A 23333-nucleotide genomic window follows, 5' to 3' on the forward strand; every position below is an offset into this window, starting at 1 on the left:
CTTCCCCCACCACTGTAATTATCTGCCGGCCCTGTCCCTCGCCTCCCGAAACGCCGCATACACCAGCCGCGCCAGCATCCCCTGCATGGCGGCGAAGGTGTGTTCGTCCTTCAGAATCTGGTTGGCGATGGCGTTATGACCCTCCTGACCGTCGAGCACGATGTCGGTGAAGATGGCCTTGAAGTCGCCGAGCGCGAACTGCTCCTCGGTGTTGCTGGTCGCCTGGGCGGCGAGTGTCGGGTTCTCCAGGAGCTTGCCCTTGATGGTGGTCACATAGCCCACCATGTCGGCCTCGCTCAAATCGCCCGAGAAGAGGTCGTTCATCTTCTCGACGATTTCGGCAAGGCGGCGCTGTTCGTCCGTATAGGCCTTGCCGGTCCCGGCCTCGCTCACGGGCTGGAGCGGCTGGGACTCGCCGCTTGCGAGGTCGAGCGATTGTTCCCCGAGGCGCTGCAGGCGGTAATGCGTCAACCGCACGTCGGCATCAATCTGGAGGGCGTCCTGGGAATCGTCGGCGGCGATACGCGGCATCAGGTTCTTGCCGAAGACATAGCGCTTTTCGAGGTCGGGGTCGTTGTAGGGGATGATTTGCGAGAGGAAGTCATAGAGGCGCAGAAAGGTGCCCAGGTCCTTGCGAAACGTGTCGGCCTCCTCTTCGGGTAAGGCGCGGAAGCGGTCGGCGGCGGGTTTCAGGTAGGCATGGAGACCGGCCTGCTGGCGTTTCGGGTTAAAGAAGGCCTGCGCAAAGGCCTCGATTTCGGAGGACAGGTAGACGGGGGCTTGGTCGAGCTTGGTCTGGAGCTCGTGGACGATGTTGGGGTCGGTGACCTCTTCGAGACGCGCGGCGCGGTAATAGGGCGTGAAGCTCTGAAGAATCTCCTGCGGGTCGTTCACGAAGTCGAGGACGAAGGGGTTGTCCTTGCCCGGGTAGGTGCGATTCAACCGCGAGAGGGTCTGCACGGCCAGGACGCCCGCGAGGCGCTTATCCACATACATGGCCTGCAGGAGCGGTGCATCGAAGCCCGTCTGGTACTTGTTCGCAACAATCAACACCCGGTAACCCTCCTCCTGAAAGCCTTGCGCCGGGTCCAGGCCGTGGAGCTGCGGGTTCATGTTCGATTCGCTGAACTCGTCGGGCCCCGAGTCGGGGTCGGCCACGCGCCCCGAGAACGCCACCAGCGTCTTCATGTCCGTGTAGCGCTGGTCCTTGATGTACCGGTCCATGGCGAGCTTATAGCGCACGGCCGCCACCCGGCTGTTGGTGACCACCATGGCCCGCGCCCTCCCCGCGAGCTTCGCGGCCACATGGGCGCGGAAGTGCTCGACGATGACCACCACCTTCTGGGCGATATTGTGGGGATGCAGATGCGCATAACGGGCCAGGGCGCGTTTGGCGCGGCGCTCCGGCACCTCCTTGTCGGCGGCCGCGGCGAGCTTGTAGAAGGCCTTGTAGCTCACATAATTTTTGAGCACATCGAGGATGAAGCCCTCCTCGATGGCCTGGCGCATGGAGTAGATATGAAAGGCCACGGGCGTGCCGTCTTCTCCCGGGCGCCCGAAGAGCTCCAGGGTCTTATTCTTGGGGGTGGCCGTGAACGCGAAGTAGGCGCAGTTGGCCGGCCGGGCCCGCGCGGTGATTGCCCGGTTGATGGCGTCTTCGCCGTCCTCGTCGTCCGGGGCGGGCGCCTCCTCCTCAAGGCTCTCGCCCGCGGGCGCTTCGACAGTGTAGGTCCCCGCCGCTTCGGCGACCTGCGGCGGGACGCTCGTCAAGGCCGCGCGCAGCTTCTGGGCGGCGGCCCCCGACTGGCTCGAGTGGGCCTCGTCGATGATGAGCGCAAAGCGCCGGTCGGAAAGCCCCGCCACCTTCTGGTGGATGAAGGGAAACTTCTGCAGGGTGGTGACGATGATGGGCGTGCCATCCGCAAGCGCGTGCGCCAGCTGCTGGCTGTTCTCATCTATCGCCTCCACCACCCCGGCCTTGTGCTCGAACTGGCGGACGGTGTCCTGCAACTGGCGGTCGAGGACCCGGCGGTCGGTGATGACGATGACCGAGTCGAAGACCCGCTCGTCTCGGTCGGTGTGCAAGGCCGCGAGCCTGTGCGCGCACCAGGCAATGGAGTTGGACTTCCCCGACCCGGCCGAGTGCTGGATGAGATAGCTGTGGCCGGGGCCCTCGCTGCGGGCCGCGGCCATGAGGCGGGTCACCACATCGAGCTGATGGTAGCGCGGGAAGATGAGGGTCTCGGAAAAACTCTTACCGCCCTCGGTCTCCCGGCGGCTCACATGCAGGAAGTTGCCCAGGATATCGAGCCAGGTATCGCGCGCCCACACCCGCTCCCAGAGGTACCAGGTGGGGTAGCCTTTGCCCTTGGGCGCAGGTGGGTTGCCGGCGCTGGCACCCCCAAACCCATCCGGACGCCCCAGATTGAAGGGCAGAAAGACCGTGTCGGGCCCGGCCAGGCGCGTCGTCATGAAGACTTCGTCCGTGGAGACCGCAAAGTGCACGAGCGCACGGGTCTTGAACTGCAGAAGGGCCTCGACCTCGCGGGTCTTGACGTCACGCGGGAGGCGGTCGGTCTTGTACTGGCGGATGGCGTCCTGCACGTTCTGGGTCAAATCCGTCTTCAATTCCGCGGTCGCCACCGGCAGGCCGTTGACAAAGAGCGTAAGGTCCAGGCTCCTTTCGTCATGGAGGCTGAAATGCAGCTGACGAATGACGGTGAGCCGGTTGGCGTCATACGCCTCCCGAAGCTTGGGGTTCTTCTGGTGCGCCGGGCGAAACTGGCAGAGAGTAAAACGGGCGTCGCGGTCCTTGAAGCCGTGACGCAGAAGATACAGGGTGCCGTGGCGGTCGAGTTGTTCGGCGACGCGCTTGAGGAAGACGGTCTCGGTCTCGCCGTTGTGCCATTTACGGAACTTGGTCCATTCATCCGGCTGGGTGGTTTGCACGAAGGCGAGCAGGTCATCGGGAAAGAGCGCCAACTCCCGACTGTAGGCCGTGGCGTCTTTCAGATGCGTGCGCACCGACCAGCCGTGGGCGGCGAGATGCGCGCAAACCTCGTCTTCGAAGACCTTTTCGGTGTGGACGTTGGAAAGTTCAGGCATGCCGACTCCCCCGCAACCTTGTTATTATATCGGCCAAAGCGCACCCCAAATCGCGGCCTCCCCAGCCACTCCGACTGGCTGGGCGGCGCACCGTGAGCCACGACATATGGAATTGTCCCGACGCGCTCCCCTTAAACACCATGGTGGGCACCGGCTGCCGCTCAGAGCCTTTGTCGCTACGCGCGTCGACGCGCATCCTGTATACCGAGAAAAAGGCGGCACCGAAAGGGTTCTTGTAGGAGAAGACGACGGCAAACGGATATTCGTGGCCCGCAGGTACAGAAAACTGTGCGAACAAACCATGTACTCCGAACTTAAAATATAGCGCGCCATCCGCATCGACGTCATCCAAAGTGATGAGACGCGAAATCTCGGCACTATCACCCGCGCCCAAGCCGTCATGGAGTGCGATATTGCGAATCTCGTGGATAGGCTCAGGGCTACTGTCGACATAGATATCCAGTCGGCAATCAACAGCCGGGGATGCGGAAATATTGCGCAATTTTCCTGATAACTTGAGCGCTGGATGATTGAGTTCCGGATTATCGCGATGCGACTGAAGATGCCGGAAGCCCGGAGGCCCCAAGTTCTCATGTTCACCAATATCGTAGAAATCCCACGTCACGACCGGTGTGTATCGACGCTTCTCGCTCAACGCCGTTCTACGAATCGTGACAAATGACGATACAGCCAGCATGAGCGTGCCGGCTCCCGTCACCACTTCTACCACCGCGTCCCAGTCAATCATGACTATCATTCATGTCTGTAAGCGCCACTTTTATCCGTTTCACATCATGCAGCGTCTGGCCGGCGGCGTTTTTCCATTCCCGCCAGCCATTTGCGCTACGACCGAGCAATACTAGAGCCGCTCGACTTGGAGAGCCAAAGACATAATCTCTCGTCACCACAATTCGGTCTCCCTCGACTCGCAACACGCCGCTTTCGATAAGCCGTTCCCTGACATGCTCGTATACCGTCCCATGAAGTGAGGGTACGCTTTCCCGCCGACCCGTCGAGCCCTTAAGCAGGACGAATCCTTCCGGTGTATACAGGCCGCGCCCCTCGGCGCCATTGGCACGACAGAAGAATTCCTCCGCGCTCTCCCGGGTCGCGGATTTGCCGACCGCTTCAAAGACAGGATAGCCCAAGGTGGCGAGAAGGACACGCACAGTGTCCTGGATTTCGTGACAATCCGCCTCGAGCGGCGCCGGTGTGTGTGGCCGGGCGCCGGCGTTTCCATTGTCCAGCGCATAGCGCCCGGCAGTTTTAGCGTCCTTGATGCCGAGCCACTCGAGAAACAGCGCATGCGTCTGGGTGAGGCTATTCGTCAAGGACACGGCCACTAGGGCGCGGTTCCAGAAGTCCTTATTCTCGTTGTGCTGGGCGAGCCGTGTCCCGACGGCACCACTTTGGCCGATGTACAGCAAAGAACCCTCGCCCTCTTCCGCCGGCCCCACGAGATAATACACGCCGACCTGCTGTGCTTCGGGCATCTTCAGGAAGTCAGCGAGAAGGCTTCGCGGCACCTCGATGACGCGGACGATGCGGGTCGTGATTTCGGCGACGCGCACCCCTTGCGGGTCGCCTGTCGGCAAGAAGATTTGGATGGTTTGGGGGCGGGTCATGGGGTTACTTCTCCGCACGCATTGTCAAGACCGGAAACTTCGCGTGTATAGAGAAGGTTATCGCGGTCCCTGACTACCATAAGGGACTCCCCGAGTTCCCTTCCGTATTCGCAAACCGATTTCCATAGACCTGCCTTTGGTTATGAATATCATACGGCGGATGATTTCTGTACGCATACTCTATCGTTTCCTTGATGAGTTCAAACAGGCCGCCCCAAGGCAAGGTCTCTTCAAAGAGATACCCGTGCATCTGCCTATCCCGAATGACATTCAACGCGCTCGGACTGCGTTGCAGTTTTGATACGTCGAAAAGCCCCGGGCGCAAGCCATCGTTCTCCTCGGCCCATTTAAGAGTCTCCCCTAATCCCGCGCAGCGGTGCCGACCATTCTTTGCCACCTTGCACATCTTGTGCGCGTACGCCGTTAGCAACGCCCCCTCTAGCGTCGCGAACGCCTTCATTTCCCCCATCTTGCAGAACTCCCCAAATAGGTAGGTCATGAATAACGCGCGCAACGCCTCGTCAAACGCGTCTAGGTACGGCAGGACAATTTTCCCTGGCGCAAGACGGAAGCTTTTTACATATTCGTACCATTCCTGAATATCAGCAAACTGCCGGAAATGCCCGTTCGGCATGGGATAGGCAAAAAACGGCCGCTTGTGGTGCTCCCCGCTGATGATGTTGATGTCCAACAACTCTTCTGGCCATATATCTACGGCACCCGAGTAATACGTACACCATGTGGGCGTGATACCTATCATACGGTGGTCTCCGCCCACCCAAAGTCCTGAAGCAGGAACGCGATGGCGTCCACAGCCAGATTGGCGTCTTGCTGAGAAACCGGGCGCGTTCCGTGCTGCGCCGCGGCATTGGCTTTCGCGCGGCTGTGCAGACGGTTGACGATGTCAGCCGCATCCGCCTTTGTGCGATGCTCGTTGTCGTTGAGCCAACGGACCATGGGGCCCAAATCTTTCTCGCCCGTAGGATTCGACTGCGGAAATTGCGCGGATATCATGTGGCACGCCGCGTTCCGACACGCGTCAATAACCGGCTGGGGTGCCTGAATGGGTGCCGCCTCGACGACTGCGTCAAGGGCCTGCAGGATGTCCTGGCGATTGGGCGCAGGAATTGCCTCGCGGTTAACCTCCGGAAGGACGCCAAAGTAGGTCTTGGACTTCAGCGTGAGATAGTGGGCGTCGAGCCCGGCCCTTTCCGCGAAAACGACAGTCCAATGAGATTGCGCGTTATTGTCGCCGAGAATAGCCGTCCACCCATTCCGCACCGAACATTCGGCCGCTTTGTAAGCTTTACTCATTGTGAGGCCAGTATTGTGATTGTTGTACTCTCGCAGCGGGTGGCGACTCACGCAGCCAGGACCCCACCCGAACCTATCGGTTCTCTCGTACAGCCAGCCACGTCGTATGCGTGTAGCCGAATTGAAGTATTCCTCCCGAAAGAGCATTTCCGCGTCCGGAAGGTGGTCCACAAAGTGAATTGGCAGCAGCAAGGGATGCTGCTGCATGAGCCGTAGCCAAGAACTGCTGCCTTCGTACCATATGCCTTGCGCCTCCGCGATGTAACTCATGCGCCGCTCCGCCCGAAGTTGTCTATATCCAACTGGCCGGTCACGGCTGCCGAAATCAGGGAGGCGCGGTATTCGCGGAGACGAGCGATATGCTCCTCAAGATGAGCCTTCAGCTCGATTGCTTCTTGCTCCCATTCTTCAAACTGGGAAACCAGCGCTGCCTGCTCGTCGCGAGGGGGCACAGGTACATGCTGGGTCGCCCACTGGTCCGTTCTCAGAGCCTTGGTACCATGCGCGGACTCTTCGGTGAGGGATAGCATTAAGGGAGCCAACCCCCGGAGCATCCACGCGAGATACTTGGGAGACATTCGTGCATTCGTACGTAATGCCTTCATGTCCTGGTTAATCGTAACTGGAATAGCGTTCAATGCGACAGGAAATGTGTGCGCCAAAATCATACCGCGAACTACCACGAGAACCGAGTCGATGGGGTACAATCGCAGCGATGTCGACCTCACAGCCTCGTCTGTTATATGGTCTTCGCTATCGTGAAGCACAAACCGTTTCATATCCTTTGGTGACACCCAAGGGATTTCTCCATCCCAAAACTCTGCTTTATCCTTCGAAGGGGTCATGCCGCCACCCGCGGTGACGATGTGCTTTATGGGTATAAGCTCCCAGTCCTCGCGAACGGCCTCAAAACCCTTTCCCGCCGCCGGTGTCAACCGGGCCCCATCGCGCAGCCCCTCAACCACGGCCGTCCCGAGGCGCGCCTTGAATAACTCGGACACTGAATACAGCAGCCTCTCCTTCTCCCCAATCAGCGCATCAATCCGCGCCGTCTTCTCGTCGAGGAAGTTGGCGATGCGAGTTTGGTCGGTTAGAGACGGCCAGGACGTCTTAAAGTCGCGCGTGAATTCATCCGGCACCCGCTTTAAGCCGCCCGCCCCTGTCATTGCGGCGGCGCCGAATTGGCGGAACCGAGAGGATTGGACCACATAATTCAGGAATTGTGCACTTGTACCTTGCCGAGCACGCAACACCGTAAGTTCGGTGGTGCCCAATCCCGCGCCGCGCTCTAAGCCGGACATCAACGCGCCTTTCCCGTTTTCAAAACACGGTGTCACTTTTGCGAATGCGACGTCCCCGTCCTCGAAGTAGGAGTAGCCGTTGCGTACATCGGATACCGGGCGCATTTGGCCCAGCTTAATGGAGCCGTCCTCTCCGATTGCTTCCATGGGCAAAAACGACACCTCGGTATCGGATGCTTCGAGGAGGTCTTGGCGAGCGGTCGGATTGAGGTCCGCAACATACTTAAGCCGCCTTACCGCAGATAAATTGGCTGCGTCCCCGTTCTTCATGTCTGGCAATGCCCCGAGACTTTTTCGGAGCCGAATACGACATTCAAAAGGTCTGCGACAATCTCCAGGGTCGGCATAGCAAGTGCGTAATTTAATAGCGTGTTGCTCCCGTGTGCATGGTCATTGCGCAACATGGGCATGGCCATTTCAATTGCCTTATCGTACCTGCCGTCCGGTATTATCCCCTTTCTCTTCAGATAGGTTAGGTAGCAACCGAGGCCGCGGGCCATCTTAACCTCTTTGCAGGGGTTCCCTTCTCCCGCTAACACCTTGCATGCCTCACGCAGCCCAAACTCCAGGCAGGTGTAGGCATGATGACTTGCCACTGTGTAGAACTCGTACACGAACCACCCGTACAACATCAAGTCGCGCGCGACCTCGAATTGCTCGAGCACGGCTTCTGGCGCGGTGTCCGTAACTCGAACAGCATCCAACAGCTTGTGGTAGTCACGAACCTCCATGGCGCGCCATCTACCAACGTCTAACGTGACAAGGGCCGCTTGGCGCGCATCGGGGTTAAAAATCTCCGCCAGCGCCTTCACCCCACAACCCCCTTCATCAACTCCAGGAAGCGCTTCTCCATCTCGCGAATCTCCTCGGCGATGACATGCGGCGGGCGGGGCGGCTTGTAGACGTAGAAATAGCGGTTGAAGTTGATTTCGTAGCCCACCTTGCCGACTTCGCCGTCCTTCTCATCGCGGATGGTGGTGTTCACCCAGGCATCCGGCACATGCGGCAGGACCTCGCGCTGCATGTAGGCGTCAATGGATTCGGTGAGCGGGATGGTCTCGGTGTCGCGGAGGTCCTTGTCGTAGGGCTTTTCGCCTTTTTTGGGCTTGCCTTCGCTACCCGGCCGCGGGGGTCGGTCGACGGTGACCTTGCGGTACCCGAAGAAGGCGTTGGGGAAGACCTTGGAGACGATACGCGGGGCCTCGGGCTCGGCGGGCTTGGTCACGCCATTGGTCTTGGTCTCCCGGTACTCCTGGGTGAAGGCGGCACCCTCTTCGCCGGCCCCATAGACCTGGACGATTTCGGCAATCTGGGCCTCTGTGAGATACGCCCGCTTGCTGCCCAGGCTCTTTTTCATCTTGGCGTACATGCGGGTGGCGTCAATCAGCTGGACCTTACCCTTGCGGTCCGGTCGCTTGGCGTTGTCCAGTATCCAGATTGAGATACGCCCGCTTGCTGCCCAGGCTCTTTTTCATCTTGGCGTACATGCGGGTGGCGTCAATCAGCTGGACCTTACCCTTGCGGTCCGGTCGCTTGGCGTTGTCCAGTATCCAGATATAGGTGGCAATGCCGGTGTTGTAGAAGAGGTCCGTGGGCAGGGCCATGATGGCCTCGAGCCAGTCGTTCTCCAGTATCCAGCGGCGGATTTCGGACTCCCCGGAGCCGGCATCCCCGGTAGGTGGCAATGCCGGTGTTGTAGAAGAGGTCCGTGGGCAGGGCCATGATGGCCTCGAGCCAGTCGTTCTCCAGTATCCAGCGGCGGATTTCGGACTCCCCGGAGCCGGCATCCCCGGTAAAGAGCGGCGAGCCATTCAAGACAATGCCGATGCGGCCCCCGCCCGCGCCCGGGGGCCGCATCTTGGCGATAAGATGCAGGAGGAAGAGCAGAGCCCCGTCCGAGATACGCGGGAGCCCGGGCCCGAAGCGCCCGCCATAGCCTTTCTTCTCGTGTTCGGCCTTCACCGCCGCCTGGACCTTCTTCCAGTCGACCCCAAAAGGGGGATTGGAGAGTCCGTAGTCGAAGGTCTCGCCGACGAAGGCGTCGGCCGAGAGGGTATTACCGGGGCGGATATGATTCGGGTCCTGGCCCTTGATGAGCATGTCGGCCTTGCAGATGGCGTAGGACTCGTCGTTCAGTTCCTGGCCGAAGAGCGCGAGCTTGGCCCCCGGGTTCATCTCGTGCAGGGCATTCTGGCCCACCGACAGCATGCCGCCGGTGCCGGCCGCCGGGTCGTAGAGCGAGCGCACCACCCCGGGGCGCGACAGGCCGTCTGCGTCCTCGGCGAACAGGCACTGGACCATGAGGCGGATGACATCGCGCGGCGTGAAGTGCTCGCCTGCGGTCTCGTTCGAGTCCTCGGCGAACTTGCGGATGAGCTCCTCGAACACGAGCCCCATGGTCTCGTTGGGGACGACGTCCGGATGGAGGTCGATGGCCGCGAACTTCTGAACGATGAGAAAGAGGAGGTTTTTGTCCTCGAGCTCCCCGATACGGCCCAGGAACTTGAAGTTCTCGAACACGTCGCGGGCCTCCGCCGAGAAGTCGCCCAGATAGGCCGTGAGGTTCTGGCGGATGTGCTTTTGGTCGGCGAGCAATGCGGCGAGCGTAAAGGGGCTCACGTTGTAGAAGGCCTGTCCACTCACCCGCGTGAGGCGCACCTCGAGCGCGGGCTCGTTCTTGCGCCTGGCGGATGTGCTTTTGGTCGGCGAGCAATGCGGCGAGCGTAAAGGGGCTCACGTTGTAGAAGGCCTGTCCACTCACCCGCGTGAGGCGCACCTCGAGCGCGGGCTCGTTCTTGCGCTTCTCGTATTCCTTTAAGACCTTGGCCTTAGTGGGCTCGAGCACGCACTCCAAGCGGCGCAGGAGGGTGAAGGGCAGGATAATCTTGCCGTAGTCGGCGCGCTTGTAGTCGCCGCGCAGGAGGTCGGCCACCGAAGACCTTGGCCTTAGTGGGCTCGAGCACGCACTCCAAGCGGCGCAGGAGGGTGAAGGGCAGGATAATCTTGCCGTAGTCGGCGCGCTTGTAGTCGCCGCGCAGGAGGTCGGCCACCGACCAGATAAAGTTGGCGAGTTCAGAGAAGGTCATAACCCCATTCATTTCTGTAAGGACCCCGTCGTTTCTTCAACATTGCCGCCGTCTCCGACGTACCGCGGCGCATTGCCGCCCGTAGAATCCCGGGTTCTGTGCTCCACCACCGTCGGGGCCCGCTCCAGCGCACCCAGCGGTTCGATTCCCATTGCTGCGAGATGGTCAAGGAGCGATTGCAACACCTCATCCCTACGCATGACCCAATCGGACGCAAAACACCGCCAGAATATCCACCCCGCCCGCTCCAGTACCCTCTGGCGACTCATGTCGCCGGCCAAGCGGTCGGGTCCGTGAAATGCGTCGCCGTCGCATTCGATAGCGAGGCGCGTGTCGTTAGCCCCTTCGACGACCATGTCGATACGGAAGGCGCCCGCCTTGACCTGTGGCACCACCCGGTAACCGCGATTGAAGAGTTCCAGGTATACCTGTTTCTCAAACTCCGATTCACACTCATCTATAAGACTCTGTCTTTCGTCATCCTGTCCGCCGACCGGTTTGCTGAAGTGCCCCAGGAGACTACGGCGTAAGCTGTCCGCAGGAGACAGGTCCGCCAATTGGACTGAACGGACAAGGTACATGCGGTCGCGGGCGCGACTGGCCGCGACGTTGAATCGCTGTTCGAACATATTCCCAGACATCGCCTTGCAGTTCGTGGGGTCGGCTACCATCGAAAGAAACATGATATCGCGCTCGCCCCCTTGGAAAATCCTCGCGTCGCCACATTTGAACCGGCGACGCAGGAGTTCTGCTGCATCACAGCGCTGGCGCACCACTCCGTCAATGTACTTTGCCTGGTCTGCCCCAAGCAGCGACACCACACCGATAGTACGCTCCGCAAAGCGGTCGCTGTCCAGAATTGCCTGAATCTCATCGGAGATAACCTCGGCCTCCTGCGGATTGACATCTTTAGCGTTGCGGCTACCTCCTTTGACGTAAATGTCCACCAGTGGCGGGTCAATACGCTCGGACGCCTTCGGAATACGCAGCGGCTGAATAAAGTCGTCGTAAAAAACTCGGTTACTGTAGGCAATAATGAGCGGTACACATCGAAAATGCTCCCGCAGCATCACCTTGTCTGCAGCAAAGACCGTCGATGCGATGTCGTAGAGCGATTTCTCCGGCGTGAGTACCGCCGCGTAAGGCTGGTCGCCCAGAAATCGGTCCTTGAGCTCCTGAATGCGACCAGCTGAAATGAACGCGCCGTCAGGCGAGACTTGCCTGTCATCGCCGACGACCAGAATCTTCTTGCCCCGCAGGATAGAGGGTAACGCCCAGAGGTCTGACTGGCTTGCCTCATCGACGATAACAAGGTCGAAACATCCGAGTTGCGCCGGCAGCGTCTCGGACACTTTAGCATGACTCATGACCCAACACGGCACCGCACCCTGGGCATCCCACATCGCCTTCTGGGCATCACGACGGTGCCGCACGGCATTTGGGCCTGTCCCCTTGCCAATCCGCCGTACGGCGGTTCTATAGGTTTCCAGAGCCGCCAGAACCTTTGGCGACGCCCCGAGCTTCGTGGAGAGCCACGCCGACTTCGATACCAATGTTTCATAGAGTCCCCTTGCCAATCCGCCGTACGGCGGTTCTATAGGTTTCCAGAGCCGCCAGAACCTTTGGCGACGCCCCGAGCTTCGTGGAGAGCCACGCCGACTTCGATACCAATGTTTCATAGAGGTGCGCGAGCCTATGCTCGAGGTCTTGGCGACGGGCTGTCAGCGTGCGGAGCTCCTCCCGTGCCTCGATGGTCCCAAGGTGCGATTTGACCATCGCCCAAATCCACGCGTCGCGCCAGTGGCGACGGGCTGTCAGCGTGCGGAGCTCCTCCCGTGCCTCGATGGTCCCAAGGTGCGATTTGACCATCGCCCAAATCCACGCGTCGCGCCAGTTCGCCGGGAATACATCATCTTCGCCAGACACACCAACCGGCCGGCTTCGTACCCTGACACCGAGTCTTGAGGCTCCGGCCTGCTCAATACGCGTAGCCATTTCATTGACAACACCAAGGTCATGCACAAGTCCTTCGACCCGGTGTAGCTCTCCGACAAGCAAGCCCCGAGTATCGGGCCATCACGCACTCGGCAGATAACGCCGCGCAGCCCAGCTCTTCATCTACGAAGCGTCGCAGCGCCTCTGAAATCGGACCAGAAGTACCAGCAAGCTTTTCTCGCAGTGTTGCGCGTGGGACCACGGCTAATTCCAGCTCCGCATGCATCAAATGGCGGCGCAGATGCTCCCATACCTCACGTAGCTGAGTGCTGGTCCCCTTCAGCTGTTGAATCGGCGGTTTAGCAAAGACGCGCTCTGCCCGTACCGGGAGATGCGTATCATGATTTGTACCTAATAAGTGCGCCTTATATGCATTGCCAGAAATCAGTTCGATGTCCCGCAGTTTCGACACGCTGCCTCTCACCTTCGGCATCGAAAGGAGCTCAGCAATCGCGTTCCAGCGCACGCTAAACGACCGCACCATCTCCTGTAGTGCGACATAGCGCTGCACGTGCTTCCAGTCATCTATAGATTCCGGAGGCCGTCCGGCGACACGAATGGCACCAACGGACTCCTTGACCTCTCCTCCGCCGACGCGGAACACGCCAAACGGCTTTCCCGATTCCGCACCGCGCGCAATGGCCTCCAGCGCTTTCGGCATGCTGAACGCCGCGTCAGGGACCTCCACGGGACGCTTCAGGAATTCACGCCGCTCATTGATGAGCAGAGCGACATCGCTGAACAAGGCTTCCAGGGCCTGGCGCTCGCTGGTAAATGCGGCTTGCCGGCATTTGTGACGCAACTGGGCCGTCCAGACCTCGCCGGTCTCTTCGAGTTCTTGGGCCAAGGCTGCTGCGCCCTCCACGGCGGCAAGTAGCTCTCTGGCTTCCTCAAGAACTTCGGGCGACGCCGCACGAAGCGCCAACAGACCACCCTTCACCACTTCAGATTCGATGGCGCGCATGCCGACAAGCGCTTCATGCAAACGGCCAATGGCCGCTACAGGCAACAGGGCGACACTCGATGGGATGTGAGCTGAGGTATAGATGATATCTTGCCCTAGGCGCCGCCGAGTTTCCCGCAGAACGGCCAATGGCCGCTACAGGCAACAGGGCGACACTCGATGGGATGTGAGCTGAGGTATAGATGATATCTTGCCCTAGGCGCCGCCGAGTTTCCCGCAGAGTCGTTGCGTCGACACTGGAAAGCGGAGGTGCGGACGCGGCGTCCAAGGACAACTCATCATCGAACCAAGAATAGCGCTCGACCCCCGACACGACTAACTCGGCCATCTTCTGGGCGCGCATTTTTACGCCATCCACTTCCACTTCCGACAGCTGTGTCAGGGCAATTTCGTCTACGCGACGGTCAATCGCCGCGAGTTCCGTGTGCACCTCGTCGATATTGCTGCTTTCTGCCTCAATCTGAGAACGAACGACCCCCGGATTCATCTGGGACACGTTGTGGGTGATGGCTTCTATCGAGGCCTGGAATTGGCGCATACCTTCCCGGTCGCCCGCGAGCAGGGCGACAACTAATGGGCGCACTTCCTCCGGAATCTTCGACTGCAGCACGGCCAGTGCCTGCTCACCCTTGGCTGTGACAAGGACCTTTTTCCCGGTGGCTAGGTAATGGCAGATGATGTTGGCAATCGTGTGCGTCTTCCCGGTCCCAGGGGGACCCTGAACGGCGACCCCGGCAGACCGCTCCAGCTGCTCGACGATAGTCACCTGCTCATGGTTATACGGCAGCGGGAAGAAGAGTTCCTCGACATCGCCCTTTCCATAACCGCCGGACGCGCCCGACAACCCGCGGAAGTGGATAGGTTCGTAGGCCCGCGTTTCGTCGGGCGGTGGCGTCACCAGGGCCTGCGGCCCGGCTGGAATTTCGACACCAGAAATCAGTTGCGCATTGAGGCGTTCAATGTCTTCATGCAGATAATTGTTTGCACGCGGTCGTGATAGAAGTACCCATCCATCGGACACGAGCAAGTCCTCCCCCACGGGCGGAAAACTCTCCGCGCCCATCACAAAACGGCCACCCTTATGAAGATTCCCGGCAATGAACTTGAGTAGGTGCTCGTAGCTGCCCGGGTCGAAAGGGTTTAGCGGCCGGTCCGCGCCCCTGGCGAGCGCGTCCCGAGCCTCGTTTTCGATATCTGCCGTGTTTGGTAGTTGGCACGCGGCAAACGCATCGAACTCGAAGCGGGGGTCGACAGCCCTGGGTCTAACCTCAACGGCAAGGGTCTCGGGCTCAAGTGTCAACTCGACTGCCTGGGTCAACAGGGGATACTGAAAATGCACAACGGTCGAACCGGACTTCTCAGCATAGGACAACTTCCATGACGAAACACCGATACCCCACACCACCTCGAGCGGCTTGGCCGTTTCCTCCGTTTCAAGTTGCTGCTTGATAGCAAAGAGGTCGCCATAGAGCGCAATGGTCTTGCGGCGCGGTTTCTCGCCTTCCGCCCAAGCCGACCAAAGTGGCGTGTAAGCTTCCAAAGCGCGGCTGGCGGCGGCACGCACTTGCGCCTCAAGGACGCCCAACTCAAGAGGTGCCTTTTCCTGCGAGGTTTGCGCAATCCGGCGCTTCAAGGTCGCTTCGTCGATGCGCGGAAGAGGCCCATTCGGGTCGTCGCCGGTCACGATAAGAGCTTGGTCAGTCGGGCGCGGGGGACTAGCTGCCCCAAGTCGAGCGACGCGCAACCAGATGTGGTCGCCTTCGACCTTGATATCTAAATCGACGCCCGGCAAACCCTGTAGGTCCGGCTTAGCCCTAATAAACCCCTTGTACTGACTCAGCGTGAAACCGCGTGGGTCGACCTCTTTGTCCTGCTCGAGGACGTAGTTCAGGAGCTTATTGAGAAGGGCCGCGCCGCTCATCTTGCGCTCCCTGGGCGGTAACCTTTGCGCTACAAATCGGCAGCAGGCCATTTTGTCGGCAGCGGTGAAAAAGCAACCACTCAAGAAAATTCGTCCGGCTGCGCTGCTCTTTTGCGGCTGCGCGTTCAAGCAGTTCCCGAAACTCGGGTGTAACGCGAAAACTAACGGATACCGTCTTCTCGGCAGGCATAGTCAAGATATGCAGCGCGTCATTTGTATAGAAAATGACAATACAGGCGCTGGTCGAAGGGCGCAAGCCCTATACTCAACACCGAACGGTAACCAATCAAAGGGAGTTCGCGAGTTCACATGAAATTCACGGGCTTGTGCGAGTCCATTGGAATTCGTTCAGCAACAGGCCTATGGCGCTTACGGCAAAGGTGGCATCGTCCTCGGTGACGGGGCGCAGGTCATGCCGCTGCTGTTCATTGGGCTTATTGCGCGGATGCAGGCGGGCCAGGATGTGGCCTGCAGAAGTCACCACCTCCAGCTTTTTCAGCACCACGTTGTCTCTGAAATGCTTACAGACGTCTCCCAGGTCTTGTCCCAATATCCGCCGCCGCTTTTCGGCATCAGGCTCCCGGTCCGCAGCATACACACCCATCAGGAGTGCCGCCGTGTTGCGGGCCACATCCACGATAGAGCCCGGCGTCTCTCGGTGGGCCACGTCAACCATGTGGTCGACAGCCTTCACGACCCCGGCCCTCCCGAGTTCCGGAACCTTGTCGGCATCCACCTCCGGCAGCAAGCCCGCGCCACCGCGGGCCTTGAGTGTCACCAGCCACTCGCCGGTGCTGATGCGTTCCGCATTGAGGATGCGCCAGAGGGAATCCTCGACGCCGATGGCGACGAGCTTAAGCGCGGGATTGGGAGTGTGAGCGAAAAAATGGTGAAGCCTCGCGGTGGCCTCACCCGTGTCGTAAAATCGCACGCGCGTAGCCTGTGGGCGCCCCGCACACTGATAGAAACGCCCGCGCCGGATACGCGTGGTCGCATCGAAGCTGTCCTCCCTGAACGCCCGCGCCGGATACGCGTGGTCGCATCGAAGCTGTCCTCCCTGAATATGCAAACCTCTGGCCCGGCTATCGACAAGTCGGGCATAGTTATAGACGCGCTCTGACCCGCAGCAATAAGCACCCCCACCGATACCACGGGGCCGGCCAAACCTCCCGCCAGCCTCCCGCTCCGGGTTCGTATACAACTCCTGTACCTATTTCGACGCCGAGCGTCTGCCCCATATCCCCTCACCGTACGCCACAGCTCATTAGTTCTACGTGAAGTATAACTCAGACCGCCGCATTGGTGCCGAGGACCACGAGGCGGGCGATAGCCCACGGCGGCGCGAGCGTGCCGCTATCCGTTCCCGCTCAAGATTCGGAACCGGTGGGTAAGCCTTTCTGCTGGTCGTGTCGCGCAAGCCAGTTTTCCAGCTTCTCGACCTCCTCGTAAAATGAGTCCTCCAGTTTGTCGTACTTGCTCATAGCCCTAACGGCCTTACAGAAATTATCCGCGTTACCTGAATATAGCTCCTCGCCGCGGCCAATCGGGTCAAGCACAAGGCTTCCTTCGAACAACACTTCCCCGATGCTATAGGCCTCAAGCACACAGGGCCTTACAGAAATTATCCGCGTTACCTGAATATAGCTCCTCGCCGCGGCCAATCGGGTCAAGCACAAGGCTTCCTTCGAACAACACTTCCCCGATGCTATAGGCCTCAAGCACACAGTTGGCATCCTTCCATGCCACCCCTTCCGCTGCGTCAATGAAATAGGCGCGGAAGGCTCCGCTGAAATCGCGCCCGGCAAGAAGATTATGGAGTTTCCCAGGAGTTTCTTGCGGCGCCCCGGAAACCTTGGAAGCGCTCCGAGCCCCAATAATAGTGGCGACCCGAAGCCTCTGCGCATTTAAGAGCATTTCGACCTGCAAGGCTCGTCTGGCCTGCGCCCTCTTCTGCTGGATGGCCTCCCGGGTCTCTGCTTGCCTCCTTTGCCATTCCTTGCTTCCGTTCCGGAAAATGGCCCAAGCACTGATGAGACCACCGCCGGCGGCGCCGAAAAAAGCTACCGCAAGAGGAATCCAAACGGAATGTGCTAAAGCGACCGCCCATGACGTTCCGGCATGGTGGACTTGCCATTGCGCGGGAACGCGCGAACCGGCCGCCGGCGGCGCCGAAAAAAGCTACCGCAAGAGGAATCCAAACGGAATGTGCTAAAGCGACCGCCCATGACGTTCCGGCATGGTGGACTTGCCATTGCGCGGGAACGCGCGAACCGGCTTCCATCTTTGTCATTGGCGTTCTGCAGTGCTTTTACCGCGTCTTTGCCCGCTTCTATGAGTACCCACAGTCACCTGCGCTCGCCATAGTAGCGCGCCCCCTTCCATCATTCTTCAGGCTCCATCTTTGTCATTGGCGTTCTGCAGTGCTTTTACCGCGTCTTTGCCCGCTTCTATGAGTACCCACAGTCACCTGCGCTCGCCATAGTAGCGCGCCCCCTTCCATCATTCTTCAGGCCTTCTCGCGGAACGCCTTGGTGAGCGTGGACTTCAACGGCACGCGGCGCTTGGTGTTCGGCACGAACTCCCGCTCCACCTCGACCTCCAGCGTCTCGGGTACGTGCTTATGGGTCTTGTGGGCGCGGAACGCTTCCTTGTGGCCTCGGTTGAAGCCCTTTTTGTACCAAGAGCGCGAGGACTTTATCAGCGCTGCCTGTATCTTCTCTCGCAAAGCTGCTCGCTTGGGTCCCGATATCTTGAGGTTTTCCCCGGCGAGAATCTTTTCAATATCCTCGACTGTCCGCGCTATAGCGGCACTTTATCAGCGCTGCCTGTATCTTCTCTCGCAAAGCTGCTCGCTTGGGTCCCGATATCTTGAGGTTTTCCCCGGCGAGAATCTTTTCAATATCCTCGACTGTCCGCGCTATAGCGGCACTCGCGCCGGCCGCGAATTCCTGACTCATAATGACCATCCCCCTTTGTGCTCGATTTTTCGGATAAGGCCCGCCCAGCATACCAAGCCTAGCGACCCTGTGGATACTCCGTGCGCGCTCTGACTCATAATGACCATCCCCCTTTGTGCTCGATTTTTCGGATAAGGCCCGCCCAGCATACCAAGCCTAGCGACCCTGTGGATACTCCGTGCGCGCTCCTGGCGCCGGAGGCCCTGTCATGGGCGCGTGCCACAACGGGTCTGAGGGCGCACGGTCGGGGACCCCAACTCGCCTCCGGTTTCACCCGGAAGGTGTCAGCCGACGCCCTCAAAGGAACCCATGGCGCCCAGACGGATCAGCCGACGCCCTCAAAGGAACCCATGGCGCCCAGACGGATGGTGATGAGTTCGACGTCGGTCAAGGCCTCATGAGGACCTTGGCGTGTCCCTTGGGGCGTAACCCAGAAACAACCGGTGTCGCATATCCGCTCGCCTGTCTTGGGGGAGCCGGAGACAACAAAGACATATTCGTCGGACGGGTGCGTGTGGACGGGAATCCGCGTGCCCTTCTTCATCTTGAGACGATGGATGGACCCCTGAGGAATAGGCTCACTGAGAACGGCCCAACTGGCGCCGGGAAAGACCGGCAAATCGGTAAACGTTTGGGCGGACAAGTCTTGGAATGTCTGAACCATCTATGCCTCCGTTCGCGGGATGGGACCCGGCTCGTAAGCCTTCCCGGTATCTACCGGGCTGAGAGTATGCCGTAATCATGGGCCTCGGACGAGACCGGAGCTATCCCATATGACAGCCGAGCCCCTGGCATGTGCACGGTGACCGGAAAGCGCTGGGCGAACTCGCCCGCCCCGTTGCCGGAGCGGCGGCGTCATTCGGCCTGCCGTGTAAGCCACCCATACAGAAATTCCAGGATGGCGCCCACCGCCGCATTCGCCAGAGACAACCTCCCCAGGCGAGGCCCCGTCATCTTGCGCCCATCGCGGTCTTGGTTCATGCCTTCGGCGGCATGAGTCTTCCGCTACGGGTGCGCAACGGGGCGCAGCTCGTAGATTCGCCCATACTTCGCGGCCGATTCGACGTCCCCGCGACGAAGAGCCTCCCTCACATCGTCCAGCTTATAGGCCTCTTCGATGCTCAGGTAGGGCGACCAGCCGGTCTCATCTTCCAGTAGCCCGACTTCGACCTCGGCCACGTAGCGGCCTTCGTGCACATATTTGGTTTTCTTTCGCTGTTTCATTGCGACCGTCTCCTGGTCAATGACGGGTCCCACCGGACGGGGTCTGGACGGTACACAGTGACCAGAACGGCAGGCCTATCATGTCCCTTCAGGATACCCCACACAACATGAATCGGGGCGCCGGACCCGTCCTTCTGGGTCCCACCGGACGGGGTCTGGACGGTACACAGTGACCAGAACGGCAGGCCTATCATGTCCCTTCAGGATACCCCACACAACATGAATCGGGGCGCCGGACCCGTCCTTCTGCAACAAAAGGGCGCACGGGCCCTTGGGATAATTCGCATACTCCTCAACCAGCACCGCATCCAGGACTCCGTGGATGACTTCTCTCGCGGTGAGCCCGTCCTCGGCCAACCCATCGTACCCGTGCTCGGATACGCGAACATCGGGATGACTTCTCTCGCGGTGAGCCCGTCCTCGGCCAACCCATCGTACCCGTGCTCGGATACGCGAACATCGCCCGCGCCAATCAGCGCGCAACTGTTCCACAAACTCACTCACGCCATTCCCTCTTTGGATACATGGACATTCCGCGGGGGGATTCCGTGCCTCTGCGCCTGAGAAGAAACGCCTCGACGGACTCGCTACTCGTCTCGGCAATCGCAAGCGGGGCGATGACACAGGTATCGAGGTCGGCCATTAGTACCCTTCGCCGCGCAACGCGCGGATGAGTTCGACATTGGACTGGCGCACTGGCGGAAACTGCGCACGGAAGGTGGCAAGTGATTGCAAAGGTTTGCGCGGCCCACGCGCCGGGACGACGCGGGCAATCGGGATACCGTGGCGGGTTATGATGACCTCTTCGCCCGCCTCCACCTCATTCAGGATTTTGCTCAAACGCGCCTTGGCGTCGGCGAGATTCATGGTGTGCATCCCGGCATCCCTCTTTGACCATAAAACTTGGTTGACCGAGCGGTAGCGTTGTTCGGCCTGCCGTGCGAGCGACCCATGCAGGGACCCGAAGATGTCGCGCAGCGTCGGGTTCACAATAGGTGGTGCCTCTTCGTAGCATTACCGCCATGACACCCGGCGGCGGCGGCAGCTCGGTAACGACGACTCAGCCCCTCGTCATGAAACAGGTAGTCTTCCGGTCTGAACCAGCGCCATAACGGCATGCCGGACACGCGCGAGAATGGCCTCTCGAACACTCGCGGCCACCCGCACGAAAAGGGTCTCATGGGCGGTGAAAAGCTTGCCCGGGCGAATATAGCTCGTCCGCGCGAGCGACCCGCCCACGCAGTCGCCTTCAGTGAGCGTAACGGCTACCGGGTCTCCATAAGGATTGCTGGTAATCTGCGCGCAAACCCAGTCACCACGCCCCACATCCGCCAATACCAAGGCTGGCCTCTTCTTTGTACCGGACAAGTCCGAGAACGGGAATGGAATCAGGACGACCGCGCCTACTGCAGGTGCGCCCATGCCTCGTCCTCCTCCGGACGCAGCCAATCGTCCGCCAGGGCCTTTTCCGCTGCCATGAGCGTTTCGTCCCAACGAGCCGGGCAGGTGCGCCCATGCCTCGTCCTCCTCCGGACGCAGCCAATCGTCCGCCAGGGCCTTTTCCGCTGCCATGAGCGTTTCGTCCCAACGAGCCGGCGGCTCATCCAGGACCGTCACCAGGGCACGGTGGGGGCCTGTGACATGGAGCGGCTCCATGAGATGGATTTGGCCGTTCTCGTCGATAACCGCTTCCGCTATCTGTTTCATCGGGGACCACTCCTTGCGCGCGACGAACCTTGAGATGGATTTGGCCGTTCTCGTCGATAACCGCTTCCGCTATCTGTTTCATCGGGGACCACTCCTTGCGCGCGACGAACCTTGGCCTAAGTGTAGCACGACCGCCTTGTCGTTAGCCGGACTGCCCTGGTCGCGCATCGTCCGGTTCACTGTGACGACCCCGATATCGACACGATGCATTCCCGCCACAAGCGGGAAGCCGGATTCCGGAAGGGCCACGCCACGCACCACCGCCTCTTCCGCCGCAGTCACAAGCCCGGCTCCAAGGCCTGGGCGAGGTGTATTGTCATAGGCAGCCTCGGCCAGAAATCCGGCCCGCGCGGGCGCCAAAAACCGCGCCGATTTCACCAGCCGAGAAGGCGCACTTGCGCAAACAAAGCGTGTGCGCGACCTTCTCGAGTTTGGATGCCAGCATACCCCCCCCCGCTGTCAGACTACCTGTCGCCTCTTGTATGAAACCCTTGGGGGCAGAAAGAGAGTCGACAACCATGATGCGCTACGCCAAAGAACGGAAGGAGTCGGTGATCCGCAAGATGCTGGCCACCCCTGACCTGTCCATCCCAGAGCTCGCCCGGGAGACGGGCATCTCTTGCTGGACGCTGTATGATTGGCGCAAGACAATACGCCCAAAGGAGGCAGCGGATATGCCGGGAGGAAGGCCGCCCGTGAAACGCCAGGCCGCGCAGAAGCTTACCGTGGTGGTGGAGACCGCGGGCTTGAATGAAGCCGAGCTCGGCGAATATTGCCGCCGACACGGCCTCTACCCCGAGGAGGTCAAGGCATGGCGCACGGACGCCTGTCAGGCCCTGGAGGGTGGGTCCATATCCACCAAGGCGCACCGGGAAGCGCTTATGGCCGAGCAGAGGCAGCGCAAGGTCCTAGAGCGTGAGCTCGCCCGCAAGGACAAGGCGCTGGCGGAGACCGCCGCGCTGCTTGCCTTACGAAAAAAAGCCGCGGCGATCTGGGGGACGAGGAGGACGCATGATCAGCACCCCAGATCGCCAAGCCGCCGTTATGCTGATTCACGAGGCCGTAGCCGCCGGGGCCCGCAAGCGGGTTGCCTGCAGAGAGCTTGGTATTACACTTCGGACCTTGGAGCGCTGGACGCAGACGGGGTCGTGGGCTCCGACCGGCGGCCGCAGGCGCATCGGCCCGTACCCCCCAATCGCCTCTCGGAGGCCGAGCGGGCCGAAGCCCTGCGTGTGGTCAACGAACCGCGCTTTGCAAGCCTGCCGCCTACCCAGATCGTGCCACAGCTGGCCGACGAGGGGCGCTATATCGCCTCCGAATCCACGCTCTATCGCCTGCTGCGCGCCGCCAACCAGCTGGCGCACAGGGGCCGCGCGAAGACGCCCGATACCCGTCCCATCCCACGTCACCGCGCGCGGGGCGCCAATACGCTGTGGTGCTGGGACATCTCATACCTGCCCGGCCCCGTAAGCGGCCAATTCTTCTTTCTGTATCTCGTGCTCGACATCTACTCGCGCAAGATCGTCGCCCACGAGGTCCATGAGGAGGAGTCCGGGGATCACGCCGCCGCCCTGATCCGTCAGGCACTCGTGCGCGAGGGCGTGACGGACAGGCGGCCGCTCGTACTCCATCAGGATAACGGCAGTCCCATGAAGGCCTCCACCTTCGTCGCGACCCTCGATGCGCTCGGCGTGCGTCGTTCGTACAGCCGTCCGGGTGTGTCCGACGACAACGCCTATGCCGAAAGCCTGTTCCGCACCTGCAAATACCGCCCCGGCTATCCGGGCGCCTTCGGAAGCCTCGCAAAGGCGCGAGCCTGGATGCTCGCCTTCGTGCGTTGGTATAACCACCACCACAAGCATCGCAACCTGAAATTTGTGAGTCCCGCGGAGCGTCATACGGGCGCCGACCACGCCATCTTCGCCCATCGCACCCGGATCTACGAGGCCGCCCGCGCGCAACATCCCGAACGCTGGAGCCGTAGCATCCGGAACTGGTCCTTGCCTGCCGAAGTATGGCTCAATCGCCCGACCGAGGAGTGCCAAGACACCTCACAATGCGACGCGGCCTAAATGATCAGGCGACAGGTACCTTGACAGCCGCCGCCCCTCACCCTCACACGCAAGCGTGGCCC

At 60.4% G+C, this 23333-nt stretch carries 22 protein-coding genes and 1 pseudogene; 1 reads left to right on the forward strand and 22 read right to left on the reverse strand.

Going from position 1 to position 23333, the window contains the following annotated elements; all coding sequences use genetic code 11:
• Nucleotides 1–18: 18 nt before the first annotated feature.
• The 22 genes and pseudogenes from C4901_RS09225 to C4901_RS18045 form a co-directional block, all read right to left on the reverse strand.
• Complete coding sequence (locus tag C4901_RS09225; RefSeq protein ID WP_110137083.1) at nt 19–3105, reverse strand: type I restriction endonuclease subunit R; 3087 nt, start codon at nt 3103–3105, stop codon at nt 19–21.
• Nucleotides 3098–3853 carry a hypothetical protein gene (locus C4901_RS09230; RefSeq protein WP_110137084.1) on the reverse strand — a complete coding sequence of 252 codons (756 nt, stop codon included), beginning with the start codon at nt 3851–3853 and terminating at the stop codon, nt 3098–3100. The genes C4901_RS09225 and C4901_RS09230 overlap by 8 nt, the downstream gene beginning before the upstream one ends.
• Complete coding sequence (locus C4901_RS09235) at nt 3846–4730, reverse strand: GIY-YIG nuclease family protein (RefSeq protein ID WP_110137085.1); 885 nt, start codon at nt 4728–4730, stop codon at nt 3846–3848. Before C4901_RS09235 ends, C4901_RS09230 begins: the two co-directional genes overlap by 8 nt.
• A 73-nt stretch (nt 4731–4803) precedes the next feature.
• The gene (locus tag C4901_RS09240; RefSeq protein WP_145960680.1) at nt 4804–5421 is read right to left on the reverse strand and encodes a hypothetical protein; all 618 of its coding nucleotides are present in this window, start codon (nt 5419–5421) and stop codon (nt 4804–4806) included.
• Between the two features lie 65 nt (nt 5422–5486).
• Nucleotides 5487–6314: a hypothetical protein gene (locus C4901_RS09245; protein WP_110137087.1), complete on the reverse strand. Its 828-nt coding sequence runs from the start codon at nt 6312–6314 to the stop codon at nt 5487–5489.
• Nucleotides 6311–7615, reverse strand: coding sequence for a restriction endonuclease subunit S (locus C4901_RS09250; RefSeq protein ID WP_110137088.1), 1305 nt, complete (start codon nt 7613–7615; stop codon nt 6311–6313). Before C4901_RS09250 ends, C4901_RS09245 begins: the two co-directional genes overlap by 4 nt.
• Entirely contained in the window at nt 7612–8157 is a 546-nt protein-coding gene (locus C4901_RS09255) for a hypothetical protein (RefSeq protein ID WP_110137089.1), read from the reverse strand. Before C4901_RS09255 ends, C4901_RS09250 begins: the two co-directional genes overlap by 4 nt.
• Nucleotides 8154–8702, reverse strand: coding sequence for a hypothetical protein (locus C4901_RS09260; protein WP_168185650.1), 549 nt, complete (start codon nt 8700–8702; stop codon nt 8154–8156). Before C4901_RS09260 ends, C4901_RS09255 begins: the two co-directional genes overlap by 4 nt.
• A gap of 91 nt (nt 8703–8793) precedes the next feature.
• Nucleotides 8794–10277: pseudogene (locus C4901_RS09270) on the reverse strand (N-6 DNA methylase); the annotation flags it as partial.
• Nucleotides 10174–10431, reverse strand: a complete 258-nt coding sequence (locus C4901_RS18555; RefSeq protein WP_168185651.1) for a type I restriction-modification system subunit M N-terminal domain-containing protein — start codon at nt 10429–10431, stop codon at nt 10174–10176. The gene C4901_RS18555 and the pseudogene C4901_RS09270, both read right to left, overlap by 104 nt.
• 8 nt (nt 10432–10439) lie before the next feature.
• Complete coding sequence (locus tag C4901_RS09285) at nt 10440–11783, reverse strand: AAA domain-containing protein (protein WP_205735913.1); 1344 nt, start codon at nt 11781–11783, stop codon at nt 10440–10442.
• Between the two features lie 205 nt (nt 11784–11988).
• On the reverse strand, nt 11989–12300 hold the full coding sequence (locus C4901_RS18040) for a hypothetical protein (RefSeq protein ID WP_205735914.1): 312 nt from the start codon (nt 12298–12300) through the stop codon (nt 11989–11991).
• Nucleotides 12301–12445: 145 nt separating this feature from the next.
• The gene (locus tag C4901_RS09290) at nt 12446–13390 is read right to left on the reverse strand and encodes a hypothetical protein (protein WP_110137093.1); all 945 of its coding nucleotides are present in this window, start codon (nt 13388–13390) and stop codon (nt 12446–12448) included.
• A 13-nt stretch (nt 13391–13403) separates the two neighbouring features.
• Entirely contained in the window at nt 13404–15311 is a 1908-nt protein-coding gene (locus tag C4901_RS09295; RefSeq protein ID WP_168185652.1) for an AAA domain-containing protein, read from the reverse strand.
• A gap of 316 nt (nt 15312–15627) precedes the next feature.
• A complete protein-coding gene (locus C4901_RS09305) occupies nt 15628–16242 on the reverse strand; it encodes a hypothetical protein (RefSeq protein WP_110137095.1) in 615 nt (204 codons plus the stop codon).
• 436 nt (nt 16243–16678) lie between these two features.
• Nucleotides 16679–16981 carry a hypothetical protein gene (locus C4901_RS09310; protein WP_145960681.1) on the reverse strand — a complete coding sequence of 101 codons (303 nt, stop codon included), beginning with the start codon at nt 16979–16981 and terminating at the stop codon, nt 16679–16681.
• Between the two features lie 836 nt (nt 16982–17817).
• Nucleotides 17818–18036: a hypothetical protein gene (locus C4901_RS09320; protein ID WP_110137098.1), complete on the reverse strand. Its 219-nt coding sequence runs from the start codon at nt 18034–18036 to the stop codon at nt 17818–17820.
• Nucleotides 18037–18593: 557 nt separating this feature from the next.
• On the reverse strand, nt 18594–18932 hold the full coding sequence (locus tag C4901_RS09330; RefSeq protein WP_110137100.1) for a cupin domain-containing protein: 339 nt from the start codon (nt 18930–18932) through the stop codon (nt 18594–18596).
• A gap of 341 nt (nt 18933–19273) precedes the next feature.
• The gene (locus C4901_RS09335; protein ID WP_110137101.1) at nt 19274–19492 is read right to left on the reverse strand and encodes a hypothetical protein; all 219 of its coding nucleotides are present in this window, start codon (nt 19490–19492) and stop codon (nt 19274–19276) included.
• A gap of 78 nt (nt 19493–19570) precedes the next feature.
• On the reverse strand, nt 19571–20116 hold the full coding sequence (locus C4901_RS19380) for a DUF4258 domain-containing protein (RefSeq protein WP_370445900.1): 546 nt from the start codon (nt 20114–20116) through the stop codon (nt 19571–19573).
• A gap of 18 nt (nt 20117–20134) precedes the next feature.
• The gene (locus C4901_RS09345) at nt 20135–20482 is read right to left on the reverse strand and encodes a type II toxin-antitoxin system Phd/YefM family antitoxin (RefSeq protein ID WP_205735915.1); all 348 of its coding nucleotides are present in this window, start codon (nt 20480–20482) and stop codon (nt 20135–20137) included.
• 81 nt (nt 20483–20563) lie between these two features.
• Nucleotides 20564–21199: a type II toxin-antitoxin system PemK/MazF family toxin gene (locus C4901_RS18045; protein ID WP_205735916.1), complete on the reverse strand. Its 636-nt coding sequence runs from the start codon at nt 21197–21199 to the stop codon at nt 20564–20566.
• Nucleotides 21200–21717: 518 nt separating this feature from the next.
• On the opposite strand from C4901_RS18045, the gene C4901_RS09360 reads away from it, so the two are divergent.
• Nucleotides 21718–23271 carry an IS3 family transposase gene (locus C4901_RS09360; protein WP_240611734.1) on the forward strand — a complete coding sequence of 518 codons (1554 nt, stop codon included), beginning with the start codon at nt 21718–21720 and terminating at the stop codon, nt 23269–23271.
• Nucleotides 23272–23333 lie beyond the last annotated feature (62 nt).

The organism is Acidiferrobacter sp. SPIII_3, assembly GCF_003184265.1.
In the GTDB taxonomy this organism is placed as follows: domain Bacteria; phylum Pseudomonadota; class Gammaproteobacteria; order Acidiferrobacterales; family Acidiferrobacteraceae; genus Acidiferrobacter.